The following is a 16468-nucleotide window of genomic DNA, read 5'->3' on the forward strand; positions in this document are numbered from 1 at the left end:
CACTCCCCTAAAGTAATCCTTATCCGCTCCTAATCATGTGCAGGTATAGTGATAAGAACAGCAAGTCCCTTATCCTGCTCCGAGCAGAAATCAATGGTTCCAGCCATACTGCGAACCCGCTCTTTTATTCCGTATATACCCATGCTCTTGTAAGAATCCTCTATTTTCGCAAGATCCATGCCTACTCCATTATCCTCATACTCCAGCACAATACGTTTATCCTGGCTGGCTAAATGAATACGAACCTCAGTGGCACCGGAATGTTTCGTAGCATTGGATAAGAATTCTTGTACAATGCGGTACATCCCTATGAGTACTTCATCACTCAACATATAATTGAAATTTATGGCATTGAACCGAATCATATAATTGCAGCGTAACTGTGTGAATTCAAACAATGCTTCCAGTGAGGCGACCAAACCTTCCTTCAATAACAAAGGCGGTCTTAATTCATTGCACGTAATACGAATTTGATAAATAACATCCAGCAGACCCTGCGTGATTTGGGCTAATTGCACCCGTACATCACCTGTAATGGAGCGATCTGATGCAAGAGAATAAAGCCTATGATACCAAATAATCTGTTCCTGAAGTGCCACATCATGCAGATCCTGAGCGAGATGCTTTCTCTCATTCTCTGATAATTTAAACATAAACCGAAGAAGCCACTGTGGAGCCACTTGCTTGGAGCTGGTCATTTGCAGCTCCTTCGTTAAGCCTTCGATTAATATGAAATTATCAAATAAAACACTGGCATAGCGGCAAATCGTCTCCAGCCATACTCTTTTGGATGTGATCTTTAATGTTATCGGCTTCTCTTTTATATAAAGTAAATAGCTCGTCCCATTAACCTCACCAATCTTAAGGGAGTAGCCTCTTTTCGTTTCCATTATTTTGCACAATGAATCATAGTTATTTCTCACTTCAATTACGTTAACCTTCGTTACATCTAGTACATCTCTTACTTCCTTTAATAGCCGCTGTTCCAATTGGCTAATCTTCATTACGCCGAAGAGATCATGCGAGAATCGATCTAGACTCGTCTGCAGTCGGTAATACCGTTCCTCGCTTTCGCGAATAATTTCTTCTGTTTCTTTTCTTTCCTGTTCCGCTTTTTTGCGATCCCTAATATCACGAATAAGAGATATGCGAGCATTTTCGCCCTTATATGTAATCGTATTTGCCACTACTTCAACGTCAACTATCTCTCCATTCGCTCGTATAATTTTTTCTTCAAATGGCGGGGAAACCTCATATTGATTGTACATGATAGCTAACTGCTCAATAACCTTCTCTCTATATTCAAGACTTACGCTTACCCATTCTAATAAAGGCTTACCAACTATCTCTTTCGCACACGACACACCGAATAATCGAAGAGCAGCACCGTTCAAATGAATGAATTTATAATTGCTATGAAGAACGATCGCTTCTGGAGACAATTCAATGATTTGTCGATTGAGCTCCTCGCTTTCCAGCAACTTTCTTTCTATTTTCTTTTTAACAGTAATGTCTTCAAACATAAGCTGAATATATGAGGAGTGGGGGTTGTTAATAGAGAGCATGGACACGTCAATTACTCGCCCATTTGAACTAATCAATTTGTTTTCAGAAGGGGAGGAAGTGCCGGTCACTTGGGTATGCTCGATTTGCTTCGCAACATATTCATGATAATCGGGATGAATCCAATCTGCGAATTTTCTGGAAATGAGTTCCCCCTTGTCTTGCAGCCCCAGCATCTTCATTCCAGCAGGATTAATATAAGAAATTTCACCTTCCTTATAAACCGCAATAGCTACTGGGGAGAGTTCGACCAACTTCCGATAACGCTTTTCACTGTTCTTAAGCGCCTTCTCCATCTTCAGGCTTTCCGTAATATCTTCAATTAAGGTAAGGACGCTACCCGCTTTTTCATCATAAATACCAGTAGCCTTTGCATCAATGACTTGACCATTAAGCCGAACAAGCTTGATTTCGGTTTTAATATACCCGTTGTACCTCAATTCTTGTGCTCTTTGTCTAATCGATTCCCTTTGGTCGGAATGGATAAAATTATAAATATTTCTTCCGATGATGGAATCATCCTTGGTCGCTCCAATCAGTTCTAGTCCTGCTGGATTAATATAGACCATAATACCGTTATGATGGGATACCATCGGTTGAGGAGACAGCTCAATCAAACGCCTGTAGCGCTCTTCACTCTCTCTAAGCTCTCTCTCCATCCGTTTTTTTGCAGTAACATCTTTTACAATTGTAAAGACGCCTTCGATTTGGTTATTCACATAGATGGGGACATTCTTCATGTCCAAGTGAAAAACCACACCCTCCTTAACGGTTGTAGCTATGACATAATGCTGAGATTGTCCTTGCAGTGCCCCATCAAAATAAGTTCGCATCGTTTCCGCGTGTTCAGCCCCAAAGGCATCAATTATAGACAAATGATTCTCAGAGTCTATATGTGACTTTGCAGTAATTTGCTCACCCGCAGAATTAATGCACCGTATATTTCCGTTCAGATCCATTTCACAAATCGCATCGGAATTGAATTCAAATAGTGATTTATAACGTTGCTCGCTTCTGTTCAATGCTTCCTCTATCGTCTTTTTTGCTGTAATATCAACAACCGCGCCATCCAATCGAGATAGCTTGCCAGATTCGTCCAAGCTAGGGATAACTCTTACCTGAATCCAACGAAGATCCCCATTGGCATGGAATATTCGATATTCACTGAGATAAGGAAGCCCTTTTCTCACATCGCCTTCCATTTGTTCATATAGGAAAACATCATCCTTGTAGATGATGTTTTCCCAAAAGCATTTATCCAAAAAATTATGAATGGAATAACCCGAAATTCTTTCCATAGCATCAGAAATAAATGATACTTTACGTGTGGAGCAATCATAAGACCAAATCGCCAAATCAATCGTTTGCACCATTTTTTGAAACAACGAGTGACTGTGCTCCAGTTGCTCCCATGCAGCTCGGTTCTCCGTTAAATCCTGTATAACCCCTTCAATGGAAAGAACCTGCTTAGCCTTATTTAGAATAGGAATACCTATGTTGCGGATCCATCTATTCTCCCCAGTTTGCAAGTGAACCCGATGCTCAATGCTGCTTGGATATCCGTTAAACAATTTGGTCATATGCTCATTAAACAACATTAAATCTTCTTTATGAATCAATCCGTACAACAAATCAGGGCTATGATACATACAGTCAAACGAATAGCCTAGCCATTTCAACAGAGCCTTAGACATGTAAAGCAGGTTTTTTTCTTTATCAATAGACCAAGTGGCAATCTCTGTGCTGTCAGATGAACTCATGTTATTCCTTCTTCTCCTATTCATAATTGGGGGTAGACATAAACTTTATTTTAAAACAACTGATTTTGAGCCAAACATCGTTTATCAATTGCTCCGTTACATAAAACAAAATGAGACTTTATTATATATAGTAGATTACTGCAATGCTATAGCACAAATTTAAATATAATAAGAAATATTATCCAATTTTAAAATAAAGGAACTTCCTTTGTCGATTTGATTATTCGAATCATTTGTTCTGCCGCTGTTTCCAGTAACGGTTCCGTCTGTTCCATGGCCTCCGCTAGCGTCATAGGTCGGTTAACAATACTAAAAACGGCGGATACACCATGCTCGTATAGACTATCAATCCCCTTACCCACAGAGCCTGCTAAAACAATGACCGGTACCCCATACTTCAATGCGGCTCTCGCAACTCCAAATGGCGTTTTACCATGTACGGTTTGAAAATCGACTCCACCCTCGCCCGTGATGACAAGGTCCGCCTCTTGAATCGCTGCCTCTAGTCCAGTAACCCGAGTAACAATTGAAACGCCCGACTCCAGCACGCCTTTAAAAAAAGCGAGTATGCCGCCAGACAATCCGCCGGCTGCTCCAGTACCCGGAAGATCATGTATCGCTATTCCTTGCGTGCGCTCTATGATATCAGCAAAATATTTAAAATTCTGATCCAGCTGTTCCACCATTTCAGGGGTTGCTCCCTTCTGTGGTCCAAAGACAGCAGAGGCGCCATTTGGGCCAGTGAAAGGATTATCCACATCGCATGCTACAGTAAAGTGACTTTCATGAAGACGAGGATCCAAGCCACTCGTCCTTATCGTTACGATTTGATTCAAGTTTTCGCCGCCATACCCAATTTGTTGCCCTTTGCCATTAAGCAGTTCTACACCTAAAGCCTGCAACATGCCCGCGCCTCCATCATTCGTTGCACTTCCTCCAACCGCAAGGATAAAGCTGCGACAACCGAGATCAAGCGCTGCGATTATTAATTGTCCGACTCCATAGGTCGTTGTTTTCATTGGATTTCGTTCATGTGATTCTATTAGATATAAGCCCGAAGACATGGCCATTTCAATAATGCAGGTCTTGCCATCGCCCAGTATTCCGAAGCCAGATTGGATGTCCCGTCCTAAAGGATTCTGAACAGATACACTTATAAATCTGCCTTGAGTGGCATCGATTAGACATTCCATCGTCCCTTCACCGCCATCTGCCATTGGGATGATTTTAGTTGCGCTGTCAGGAATAACTCGTTTTATCCCTTTCTCAATCGCTGTGCCTACTCCCCTAGCAGATAGACTGCCTTTGAATGAATCTGGTGCGATTACAATGTTCACCCTTAGCCGCCTCCTCCGTGTCTAGTCTACTATGTATTTTTCATTACTTGTGCATTATAGTATCTTATTCCAAATCCAAGTTCAACGAGTCGTTCAACATTAAGCTAACGCAAATAACCCGCCCACGAATGTGAGCGGGCTAATTGTCCCCTTTATAAACACTATAACCATTTTTCCCGAGTCGCTTGGCATGATACATAGCGATATCCGATTCATTCATCATTTTGGAGCGATTAGCTTTAGAGCCCTTGCTCCAACTTATCCCAATGCTGGCTGTCACGGAAATATCTCGACCTTGGATATAGCTTGGTCTACTTATTTTTTCTATGATTAATCCCGCCATAATTTCTACTTTATTGTGATCACAATTTTTCATAATGAATAGAAACTCATCTCCACCAATTCGATAGACGAATTGATGCTTATTTGTAAACTGACGTAAATTTTTACTCACTTCCTGCAGGAGCTGATCGCCCACCCCGTGACCGTATGTATCATTAATCTCTTTAAAATGATCCAGATCAAGACTTAATACCGCCAAATTTTCTTTGCCTTTGTAGTTGGACCAGAAATGATCAAGTCCATTGCGATTCAATAAGCCTGTTACCGGATCACGATAGGCTAGCTCTCTGAGCATCGACCTCTCCTTGAGCAGTGCTCTCAAGCCTATCCCTGCCCCGATTAATAAGACTACAAAAATACTGTATATCGTATAGGTTAGATAAGGATTCGCAAAATTCATTGCCTTGTCACCTGCCAAATTATCGCTAGTATTTAAACCCGTCAGTATACCATTGCTTCAGCATTTGGACTCAATACCAGCGTATCAAGAGCCTCATCTGTTATTTAATAGCCTCAATGTCTCCTGGCCCCAATCACCTAGTCTCCAAAGCGCTATGTTGTTATAGCCTGCTTCCTGAGAAACACCGATCCACTGAGATAATGTTTCTTCATCCGCATACCAGACCGTATGCTTCATGCCGCCTTCATCTCTATATTCAAAGAATAGACTGCCGCTTGCAGCATCCCGCTTCGGCGACTCCAAGCCTCCTTCCGCAAGCTCTGCCGCCCGTTTCTCTGTCAGGGCAGTGACCTTCCCCTTTTCAGACCAATCAAATCCCCCTACGGATAGAGCGATCATGGAATCCCCGGGAATATTATTCATCTTGCTCGCCAGCTTGCGAATCAATTTATGGTCGGCTTTTGGTCCTGGTCCGCTATGATTACCGTAAAGGTTATACGCCATCATTATATAAACCGGTCCCTCCGGCAGATTTATGGACTCGAGCGGTGCTTTGGGTTCTAGAACAATTCTTAGCGATTTCCCTTGGAGCTGAAGACGCTCATATAACTCTCTATAAAAAACAATTAGATTATCCCAGTCCCTCGCATTAATCGCTTCGTAATCAATCTCTACACCTTGAAAATGATATCGCGCTACTGTCTCCAAAATCTCATCAATATGATGGGTACGAGATTCTTTATTCGACATCAGCCTTGTGATCAATGCAGATTCCTTCTGTATCGATGTCCCGTCTCCATTTATTCGGTCGTTAACCACGGATAAGGAGATATTATCAATACCGCCATCCTTCGCAGTGTTCATGATTTGAGGCAGCGCTTCCGTCATATCCTTGGTGAAATATAAATGGTCCGACTCATCAAAATAGGCTGCAAACACCTGTAAGCTCGTTAACCCCTTGGTCATTTGACGCAGATCCTCGATACCGGATTCCCATTGCCAATCAACGATCCATGCAGACCGTTCCTTCTCGGTCTCTTCCACTTTCGGCTCGTTCTTCACCTCAGAAGGCTCCTGTTTCATAAAATAGAAAATAGCTGCGCCAATCATAACTAGTATGAATGCCGCAACTATATATGCTTTTCCCATCATCCTATTTGCTCGCACTACGCGCCTTGCCCCCTTCTATTGAAATTAAAAGGTATCAATCGCCCAGTCTACGGAAGCATTGATCGCTTTACGGATTTTACTTACAACGGCTTGAAAGCCTGTAACTCGATTACTAAATAGAATAACCTCTTCATCATTCTCTGTGCTTAGCGCTGCGACTCTTACATCTTCAAACACTGCATCGTAGATGTCATCTTTCTTATTCTGTTCACTATATTGCGAGGCAAGAGCAATTCCACCTGATGCTATCGCGTTGTCGATTTTCAGTTTATCGAACAGTATTTCCTTATCCACCCTAACCTGCAAGTCATCGCCTTGAATAACGAGTTCAATATCCCGTGTGTTCTTAATGTTAATCGGATATTTTTCATCCGTCGATGCTCCTGATGCGGTCTGTTCCTTCGTGTATACGGAAGCTTTATCAAATGCCAAATCCTTCGCGCTCCAAATAACCGGATCCAGCTCCCGCGTAAAGATTCGCTCTATCCCCTGTCCTGGTTTCTGCTGATCAACTTGCAGCTCGTTGTTCTCCAGCGTAACACGAACGAAGGAATGCTTTGCCTGATCATAACGGGCATAGATCGTCTGCTTGCCAACGACATTTCCAGCAAGCTTAGCCGAAACCTTAATATCACGACTAGCATCACTAGCTTTCAAGTATAACTTGCCCGCATCGCCCGGGAGAGAGGTCAGAACCATTTTGTTTTCTGTATACTGTGCTTCACCGCTGAGGGACTGCCATTTGTCAGCATCCTTCTTATTGCCGCGAATAAACGTCATCGTCTGTCCAGTATCCTTGTTAATTTTCATCAGCAGATGATTCGTATACCAATAAGGAGCCGGTTGAACCCTAGTCAAATCATAGAGGCTCTGGTCCTTTGTATTATAAACGATTCCCTCACGATTAAAATTCATCTTAAATACTCGCTCAATATTGGTGTTATTGGCGTTCGAGACAAGGCGGTTCATCCCTTGGTTAAGCGCATTAGCATGCATAATCATATAAACATCCGGAACATACCCTAATGTATCGGTATAAATATCCTTCATCCGCTTATAGTCCTCGTTAATACGCGCTTCCATCTCTGCCCGATTCTCCACCGGAATCATGTTCTCATCACGAATGAAATCCATCAAATAATGATTGTAATACTCCAAATTCGCTCGGTCTATCAATTGGCTTTCGTCCTTCATCCCTACAAAACGGCCTGCTTTATCGAAGATGTTCAAATAAGTTAGACGGTATCCGTTGCTCCCGAGTTCCCAGAATCCCGTTTTCTCCATCTTCAACATATCCTTGGGCTGAAGAAATTTACGATCGCTATTGCCCATTTTGTTCGCGTAGGAAAGAAACGTCGCTTTAAAATTATATTTCTCCAGCAGCGGTTGAGAGAATAGACTGGAATCATTGCGGCCATCCTCAAATGATAAGAAAAGCGCCTTATCCGGCAATGCCTTTCCCTTCGTGTAGAAGTCCAAAATATCCTGCTGCGAAATCGTCTTATATCCCTGATCGTATAGTGCTTTAAGCTGTTGATCCAATTGATTCTTTGCGACTAATTTAGAAGTGCCGGATCGCCCAACGCCAAAATAGGATAACGCAATAAAGCCTTTATCCCCTGACCATTTCGTCTTATCCGGCTCTTCATATTTCTTCACATCAAATATCGTATTGAACAAAATAAAGCCTACAATCAACACAATAGCAGTCTGAACGATCGTTTTTATAACCTTCATACGATCCTTCTTGCGAACATTCAGGGCAGAACTTCGCTTTTCTTTCACCATTTCTGCCATCCTCACTCTTGAATCTTAAGATGATTGCATTAGAACGGCAATCCGATTCTTTTTTTATTTTTACGCTTCCTTGCTTCCTTCTTCTCTTTGGCTTCAATATCCTGAGGCGTTTCTCTTGTGCCCCAAGTAGACTTCCAGAAGGTTACCCAAGCAACCGGCATTTGCCACAGCAGCACAAACTCATAGAAAATACAGAACACAAATCCGAAGAGCCATAGCTTGCTCTTTCGAAACCATAGATGTGCAAGACTCATAAGCAATGCCATCAACAGCAAGCCCATTAAGAAAGTACCCGGGAATACACCGTAAACGAGCGGAACATAACCGAGGTTATACAATACGACTACTGGAGCCGCAATCGGAACGATAAGTCCAATGTAAAAAAAGAATGCCATGAAGGGCTCTTTTCGCCATATAAATAACGCGGCACGAAGCGACTCCCGCAGCCATGAACGTTTCCAGCGCATTTGCTGCTTTAAGAATACGTTCATTTTTGAAGGGACGATTGTCGAGCAAATGGCTCTATCCTGGTAGCCTGTACGATGCGTCTGCAATATAAAATTCGTCATGCTTCGATCATCGCCAAAGGTAGCAGGCTGACCAAGAAACTTCTGATTCAGCCATGCATCAGAATGCTTCAGTATCAAATCCTTCCGATAACAGGAAAGAGGACCGGAAAGACAAGTAACGCTGTCGAACCAGGATTCGGCAGCTTTCATAATTCGAAAAGCAATATAATAGCGCACGGTTTGCAATTTCGTAACCGAATTGGTGTACTTATTTTCCACATCCGTACGACCCGCGACTCCGCCCATTTTCGGATCTTGAAAGGGCTGTACGAGATTTCGAATAGCAGTTGGTTCTAGGAAGCTGTCCGAATCGACAAACACGACTAAGTCATGCTTCGCCATTTCCACACCTTTCACCAGCGCCACTCGCTTACCGCCGTTTTCTGGCAGCACATGCATTCTCAGACGATCACGGGTTGAATAACGTTCCGCCTCTTTGTGAATAAGCTCGATCATCTTATTGATTTGCTCTACCGATTTATCGGTTGAGCGATCATCCACGACAATGACCTCCAGCTTGTCCACGGGATAGTCCTGATTCATACAGCTTAGAATGGTGCGATGAATCCATTCCTCCTCGTTAAAGCACGGAATAACGATCGATACGCCCGGCGTATAATCCGGATTGACTGGAACGTCGCGATACAGCGCCCCGAATAAGTAGCGCGTCAGCAAGAAGAGTGCCGCTGTAAGGCTATATAGATACAGCACGAAATTGTATTTGAAATAGATAATGCTCTCTACACGCATAAGGATGATAAAGGCAACCGCTACAAATAATAGTCCGCTGGCTGTGTATACGGAATATCCCCAACGTTTTCTCTGGAAATAGTCCGTAAGCGGCTTAACAAATTGAATAGCCATCATGATCTTCTCTTCGCCATCTGCTTGCTCCGTAAAAATCCGAACTACACTAGCATCCGTTTTTACAAGTGACTCAAAGCCTTCCGGCATCGTACCGGCAGGAATATTAAATCTTGCCCTTAGTTTATCTCCAACTTTAAAAGCGGCGAGAGCAGGGTCTAATTCCAGCAATAAACCCGTTGAAGAGATATCTATAGCCTTCGCCTTTACTCCTGCTTTTCTCTTCTGTCCTTCTGAGATAAGCAGGACTTCAAAGTCAGCTACATACCTTAAGCTAAGCATTCTTAGCTTGTTCAAGTAATCGGAATCTTCGCTGGCCTCAGAGCCCATTCTGCTGATTCCTCTGCGATCGACACTAAGTCTTATCTGTTCCGGGTCGGGCACATGTGATAGCGTACGCCTGTCGGCCCTTGGAACAGTTAAAACCTCCTCGGTCCTTTTCTTTTTCTTACTAATCACTGTCGCTGTCTCCAATCTGATTATTACAAACTCCAGTAATAATAACCGTTGTTCTCAAATTCCAAATTAGAATAGATGCCCTTAATATCAATCATGATTTTAGTTGGTCCATCGCCGTACATCTTATCGAAATCCGCAACATTCATTTCTGTAAATGGTTGATGAGGAACGGCAACAATCGCAACGTCCAGCATTTTCAACGAGGACATATCCGAGAGCTCAATGCCGTATTCCTCGTAAGCTTGAACAGGGTCTACCATAGGGTCCGCGACGAGAGTCGTTATGCCGTACTCTTTGAGCTCCTTAATAATGTCGATGACCTTGGAATTTCGAATATCCTGACAATTTTCCTTGAAAGACAATCCGAGCAACCCAATACGCGCGTTCTTCATATCTAGCTGTTTGCGAACTAGTATCTTAATAATATTTTGAGCGATATATTTTCCCATGCCGTCATTAATATGACGTCCTGCAAGAATGATTTTGGAATGATAGCCGCTATCCTCTGCTTTGTATGTTAAATAATAAGGATCAATACCTATGCAATGTCCGCCAACCAAACCCGGTTTGAAATTCATGAAATTCCATTTGGTGCCTGCTGCCTGCAAAACCGCATTCGTATTAATGTTCATTTGGTTAAACAGCATGGACAATTCATTCATAAAAGCGATGTTAATATCACGCTGTGCATTCTCAATCACTTTGGCAGCTTCTGCAACCTTAATGCTCTCGGCGCGGAAGACACCAGCATCTACAACTAGCTCATATAACTTGGCCACCATATCAAGTGCGGCCTCATCATTGCCAGAGACAATTTTGACAATGTTCTCAAGGCGATGGACTTTGTCGCCCGGATTAATACGTTCAGGTGAATAGCCGACTTTAAAATCCTCACCGCAGCGCAGCCCAGACACACTCTCCAGTATCGGAATACAAACCTCTTCGGTCACACCAGGGTAAACCGTCGATTCATAGATCACTACAGCGCCTTTCGCTAAGTTCTCTCCCACTACTCGGCTCGAGCTTTGTACATACTTCAAGTCAGGCACATTACCGCTTTGTACAGGAGTCGGGACTGCCACAATAAAACAACGTACCCCTTTCAAATCATCAGGGTCTGAAGTAAATTGCACGGTGCAACCTCTTATAACCTCATCCCCGACATCGCCGGTAACATCTTTGCCATTCTTATATTCTTCTATCTTTTGTCGATTAACATCGAAGCCAATGACGTCGCATTTTCTCGAAAAAGCGATAGCTATAGGCAAACCCACATACCCAAGGCCGACTACAGCTATTCTCTCCTGTTGATTTAATATCCCTTCGTATAGCCCCATCGTATTTCATCCTCGCCTGTGTGATATTTCTAATTGCTGATCAAATCCGCCATTTTCACGAACGTAAATCCTTTGCTCTTTAAGCCTTCAATCACTCTAGGAAGCGCCTCGATAGTATGGATGTCATCCAGCATATGGAGCAATATGATACTGCCGTCTTTTGTCTGATTCATAACGCCATTTACGATGTCATCTGCACTATTGGAAGCATCCCAGTCCAGCGTCGTCACATCATACATGGCAATTTGAGGATAGCCGACTGCTGCTATGGCTTTGCCCATTTGATCATTCACGACCCCAGTTGGCGGTCTGAATAACATTACCGGCTTCTCTTGAATCGCTTCTGTTATAATCTGATGAGCTTTCACCAAATCCTCCTGCAGCTCTTCTGGAGTCAAAGTGGTAACAACAGGGTGACTGTATGAATGATTGGCCACGTCATGTCCGCCTTCGATCATTGCTCTAGCCAAATTCGGGTTGTTCTCCACTCCTTTGGCACGCAGGAAGAAAGTTGCAACTACTTCATGCTGAGACAAAATATCTAAAATCTTCGTTACCGTTTTGTCGCTGCCCCAATCATCAAAGGTAAGCGCAATCTGCTTTTTATTTTTATTTTCTACATTATAAATAAGTTCGTATTTTGCATTTTGAAAATTCAAGTTCACTTTAGCTGCATCATAACCAGGGATTTCCTCTAGCGGTTTTCTCACGCCGCCATTCTTCACCAATTGCTCTAATGGAATCAGTTTATAACCGATTTCCTGTGCCGCTTTGGCTATGAGTTTAATGGATGGAATAACCTCCGGGTTAATATCCGTGTTTAACGAGATGATACCGCCTCTGGATATATATTTTTCGACATATTCTCCTATGGCTTTGGCGTCCTTCATATCACGATCTTTGGGATTGATATTATAGCTAACTACCGCTTCCATACCGAGGTGAGCTGCCGCTAGCGGAAGATCATCTGGATAATCACCAGATTTTGTTCGAATATACTTCGGTTGTATGCCTGTGTTCTTCTTAATAACATCATTGCTTAGTTTAATTTCATTATAGATTTGTTCATAATCCAGCTTGTTCATATCCAGCTGATTCAGCGTATTGTTCTCAATCTCATGGCCCCTAGCCAAAATATCTTGAGCGATCTTCGGTTCTTCCGTCACTCGCATCCCTGGCAGAAAAAAGGTAGCCTTAATTTGATAACGATCCAGTTCATCCAGCAGGCTTGTCATCATCACCTCATCGCCCATACCGTTAAACGTAAGGGAAAGCTCTTTCCGAGCCGTATAGACATAAGGGATTTCCCTGCTCTTCTGTCCATCGTATCGCTCTATCTTTTGCGGCGTAGTGCTGCTATCGCTCTGATTTTTGGCAGTACTACCATTCCCCTCTCCTAAACAACCAGATAGCAAGACGAGAGTCATCGCCATAACAATGATTAGGGCAAATGATTTTTTTGTTGTTTTATCTAAGTAAATCTTCATCCACTTACTCCTCTTATATAGTCAAAACACTGCCTATTAATATTCCTGTTAATTGTAACTTATTGTTCTGAACAATTTCTAAACAATGGTCATTATCCTAAAAATGTTAATATCAGTATCCGAACAACTCTATTTATTTTAGTGTTTTCATCTTTTTTTAGGTACTCATCCCTCCCTTAATTTTCCCGCTAAAGTTATGCTTATTTTACATGATACACTACTTTAGTTCGACAATTTATTCTAAAATTCGACAAATTTATTTGAATTACTAGATCCATACAAATTCGCTTCAAAACCGATTCAAACAAAAACGCAAAAAAGATTATCATCCATTAATACCACGATAATAAGCTTATGAATCTAATTCCTGTCTCTTTCCTTCACTTATTTCCAAATATCTTCGTACCATTTGCTGTCGAATAATCCCGATTCAGTTCAATGATGAGTAAGCTTCAATCTTTTTGGAGTATAAAGGGTTGATCTGTACAATTTCTATACAACTTAAACAGCCCTCGAAATTTAGGATGGAGGGATGGCATATTGCTGCTTTTGATTCATTTTGATGGGTTTCGGAACAGTTATGATAATAGAAAAAATGAGGTTTTAAGGAAGCGAGACAGATGTTTTTTTCAAAGGGGCTCATTCCATTGTAATCGGGGGTGCTGATGAAATAAGAGGAGAGCAAATCATAGTAATATTTCAAAGCCTCTATGATTTACTCAATTGCTTTTCCCATTGCTCATACCATTCTGTAATATATAAGCTTGGCTGTTCATTTATTTCCTCCAGCAGTGCTGCTGTCAAACTATTATATTGACGATGGACCATCGTATCGTAATGCATACTCTCATAGATTTTCATGAGCGCAAAATAAGCCTTCTCATCCTGAGGATACTGATTACAAATGTTCGTATAGCAGGCTACCGCTTTATCCAGAAGGTCTTGATCGCGATACCACTCCGCCATTTCACAGGATACGTTAAACCATAATTTTTTCAGGCGCTGGCGTTCACTCTCTGCCCACCAATAGTGGTACTCCAGCAAATAATCGCCAGTATATATTTTCATTGCTTCTATGTAATCATCTATCATGTTAGAAGTTAGCGGGGCAAGTGAGGCGAGTCTAGATTCCCATTCCTCAGCGTCCAAGCGCACATTATTTATATTTAATATATAGCCCTCGGTCGTATTCATAATCTGAAAATAGTCGGCGTACTCATCCAGTGTTTTCCGGATATGATAAACAGCTGTGTACAACTGTGAATAGACCTTATCTATTTCATATTCCGGCCATAGCAATTCAATTAGAAATGACTTACGAACGAGTTGACCGCGGTGCTGCAATAAGTAGAGGAAGAGCTCTTGTGCTTTTGTCGTACGCCATTGCAGAATCGAAAACTGGCCTGGGGTCAGCTCTATGCTTACTTGCTTGAAAACATTCATTCGAATGCTATCATCGCTTGCTGTCGATTCGTCCCGCTTTAACTCCATTCGTTCCCGAATGCGTTCAATCGTTATAGCCAATCGTTCCGCCTTGATCGGTTTAACAATATAATCGGATGCATTCAGCTCAAAAGCTTTCACCGCATACTCATTATAAGCCGTCACAAACACAATATTCAGGTTCGGCTTACTCTCTAAAATTTGTTCCGCCAGCTCTATGCCGCTTATTTCCGGCAAGCTGATATCGAGAAAAATGACATCTGCATTTCTCTGCAGCGCCGTATCCTTCCCTGCTGCGGGATCTGTGAACTTTCCTATGATTTCTATGTTCGTGAGCTTCATCAGTTCACGCTCCAAATATTCCAGTGCCAATCGTTCATCATCCACAAGGATTACTTTCATAGAATTTACTCCTTATCATAGTTTAAGTTAAGATCAATTTGCACCAATTATACAGCTTGTTTTGTCGTTTTGTAAGTTGTTATGTCATTTCTCAATCTATTATGGAGCAAATAGGCTAGTCCACGCCCTAAATAAGACTTAACTACCTCTGATCAGTGATATTCTAAGTAACATAAAAAATGGCCATTCCCAGTTAGGAATAGCCATGCATTACTATTTATTTAAATGAGATCCTTAAAGGAATTCCGAATGACATCACCGCGGCTAATGATTCCAACAAGTACGCCATTACGTTCAACCGGCAGCTTTTTGATTCGTTTTTCGCCTAAAATAGCCGCAATATCTTCGACCTCAACATCCCATTTCACTTTTTGCACTTTCTTCTGTGCAATCGTCATAACATTCAAATCAAGTATTCTTTGGAGTCTTTCCTCATACTCGTCATCATCGCCTTTGACCACGTTTATATAATACAACGTGTCGATGACAAAGTCCTTATGCTTTCCAATATAACGCATAATATCTCCATCGCTAACATATCCAACAATTTCGTTTCTTTCATTAACAATGGGCAGGCCGCTAATACGATGCTCAATGAATCTAGCGAGGATAGACCTTATTGTATCTGTTTCCTTCACTTTAAACACATTATTAACCATGATTTCGTAAGCTTGCATAATAAACAACCTCCTATTGAATATTGGGTTTGCTTCAATGGAATGGTATAACGAAACTCTATAATTGTATTATACAACTAATTTCAGAACGGTCAACGTACTTCTTATATTGTCCCTAATATGGCAAACATACACGAGGGTCTGTGATCCTGCATGGGCAAAGTGTTACGTATCCTTAGCTAATTGCTTTAGACCCGACAAAATCACGAAGATAAGCGCTTTTGTCGGGTCTTTTTTTCAGAAAAAGGTATTACGTAATAATACCTTGATGGAAAAGCTCAGCTAACGCATGTGAATGATTTTTTGTTCCAAAATTTATTCATTGTTTAAGAATAAAATTTCAAAAATCAATTGTCATTTTTGGACGGAATTTGCGGTTATGCTCGTTAACGCACTTCAATTAAATGGCGATGCGAGCACAAAATCATTTACCGATCAGAATCAGATTAGTGCTTGGGCTAAATCAGCTGTCTCCCTTGCTGTAAAGGAAGGGATTATTACAGGCTATGAGGATGGCAGCTTCCGTCCTAAAGCGAAAATTAGCCGTGCTGAAATCACTGCTATGATTGTTCGCGCATTGCAACTGAAAGAACAATCTGGTGCTGAAGCAAAATTTGCTGATGATGCAAGCATCCCTTCATGGGCAAAGAGCTACGTGTCTATAGCCGTAGAACATGGCATTATTCAAGGACGCACAGGCAATCAGTTTGCTCCAAATGATTCCGCTACTAGAGCAGAATCAGTAGTAATGCTTCTTCGTATGCTAAACATCCCTAACTAACTGCAAAAAGACCCGATAAAAGCGCTGAAATAAGCGCCTTTATCGGGTCTTTCTTTTAAAGTATACAAAGTAATACGAAA

The 16468-nt window shown here is 41.9% G+C and carries 11 protein-coding genes; 1 reads left to right on the forward strand and 10 read right to left on the reverse strand.

The genetic code is table 11. From position 1 onward, the window contains the following. Positions 1-29: 29 nt before the first annotated feature. The 10 genes from AC0YOD_RS16075 to AC0YOD_RS16120 all read right to left on the reverse strand — a co-directional run bounded on the left by AC0YOD_RS16075 (position 30) and on the right by AC0YOD_RS16120 (position 15607). The gene (locus AC0YOD_RS16075) at positions 30-3323 is read right to left on the reverse strand and encodes a PAS domain S-box protein (protein ID WP_475800337.1); all 3294 of its coding nucleotides are present in this window, start codon (positions 3321-3323) and stop codon (positions 30-32) included. 188 nt (positions 3324-3511) lie between these two features. Further along, positions 3512-4660, reverse strand: coding sequence for a glycerate kinase (locus AC0YOD_RS16080; RefSeq protein WP_475800338.1), 1149 nt, complete (start codon positions 4658-4660; stop codon positions 3512-3514). Positions 4661-4799: 139 nt separating this feature from the next. Beyond that, the gene (locus AC0YOD_RS16085; protein WP_475800339.1) at positions 4800-5402 is read right to left on the reverse strand and encodes a GGDEF domain-containing protein; all 603 of its coding nucleotides are present in this window, start codon (positions 5400-5402) and stop codon (positions 4800-4802) included. 93 nt (positions 5403-5495) lie between these two features. Then, positions 5496-6551, reverse strand: a complete 1056-nt coding sequence (locus AC0YOD_RS16090; RefSeq protein ID WP_475800340.1) for a glycosyl hydrolase family 18 protein — start codon at positions 6549-6551, stop codon at positions 5496-5498. Positions 6552-6596: 45 nt separating this feature from the next. After that, entirely contained in the window at positions 6597-8360 is a 1764-nt protein-coding gene (locus AC0YOD_RS16095) for a polysaccharide deacetylase family protein (protein ID WP_475800341.1), read from the reverse strand. A 38-nt stretch (positions 8361-8398) separates the two neighbouring features. Beyond that, positions 8399-10258 (reverse strand): glycosyltransferase family 2 protein, encoded by a 1860-nt coding sequence (locus AC0YOD_RS16100; RefSeq protein ID WP_475800547.1) that lies wholly within the window; start codon positions 10256-10258, stop codon positions 8399-8401. Between the two features lie 26 nt (positions 10259-10284). Next, positions 10285-11598 carry a nucleotide sugar dehydrogenase gene (locus AC0YOD_RS16105; RefSeq protein WP_475800342.1) on the reverse strand — a complete coding sequence of 438 codons (1314 nt, stop codon included), beginning with the start codon at positions 11596-11598 and terminating at the stop codon, positions 10285-10287. A 29-nt stretch (positions 11599-11627) separates the two neighbouring features. After that, positions 11628-13085 carry a polysaccharide deacetylase family protein gene (locus tag AC0YOD_RS16110; protein WP_475800343.1) on the reverse strand — a complete coding sequence of 486 codons (1458 nt, stop codon included), beginning with the start codon at positions 13083-13085 and terminating at the stop codon, positions 11628-11630. Positions 13086-13793: 708 nt separating this feature from the next. Then, positions 13794-14930: a response regulator gene (locus AC0YOD_RS16115; protein WP_475800344.1), complete on the reverse strand. Its 1137-nt coding sequence runs from the start codon at positions 14928-14930 to the stop codon at positions 13794-13796. A gap of 221 nt (positions 14931-15151) precedes the next feature. Next, positions 15152-15607: a CBS domain-containing protein gene (locus AC0YOD_RS16120; protein WP_475800345.1), complete on the reverse strand. Its 456-nt coding sequence runs from the start codon at positions 15605-15607 to the stop codon at positions 15152-15154. Between the two features lie 322 nt (positions 15608-15929). Between AC0YOD_RS16120 and AC0YOD_RS16125 the strand changes: the two genes are divergently transcribed. Then, on the forward strand, positions 15930-16388 hold the full coding sequence (locus AC0YOD_RS16125) for an S-layer homology domain-containing protein (RefSeq protein WP_475800346.1): 459 nt from the start codon (positions 15930-15932) through the stop codon (positions 16386-16388). Positions 16389-16468 lie beyond the last annotated feature (80 nt).

It is taken from the genome of Paenibacillus sp. J31P13, from assembly GCF_056269295.1.

Bases quoted from the DNA above. Each gene is read 5' to 3' on its own strand.
- AC0YOD_RS16095 (WP_475800341.1), bottom strand. From the start codon at position 8,360: ATGGTGAAAGAAAAGCGAAGTTCTGCCCTGAATGTTCGCAAGAAGGAT.
- AC0YOD_RS16075 (WP_475800337.1), bottom strand. From the start codon at position 3,323: ATGAGTTCATCTGACAGCACAGAGATTGCCACTTGGTCTATTGATAAA.
- AC0YOD_RS16115 (WP_475800344.1), bottom strand. From the start codon at position 14,930: ATGAAAGTAATCCTTGTGGATGATGAACGATTGGCACTGGAATATTTG.
- AC0YOD_RS16110 (WP_475800343.1), bottom strand. From the start codon at position 13,085: ATGAAGATTTACTTAGATAAAACAACAAAAAAATCATTTGCCCTAATC.
- AC0YOD_RS16090 (WP_475800340.1), bottom strand. From the start codon at position 6,551: ATGGGAAAAGCATATATAGTTGCGGCATTCATACTAGTTATGATTGGC.
- AC0YOD_RS16105 (WP_475800342.1), bottom strand. From the start codon at position 11,598: ATGGGGCTATACGAAGGGATATTAAATCAACAGGAGAGAATAGCTGTA.
- AC0YOD_RS16085 (WP_475800339.1), bottom strand. From the start codon at position 5,402: ATGAATTTTGCGAATCCTTATCTAACCTATACGATATACAGTATTTTT.
- AC0YOD_RS16120 (WP_475800345.1), bottom strand. From the start codon at position 15,607: ATGCAAGCTTACGAAATCATGGTTAATAATGTGTTTAAAGTGAAGGAA.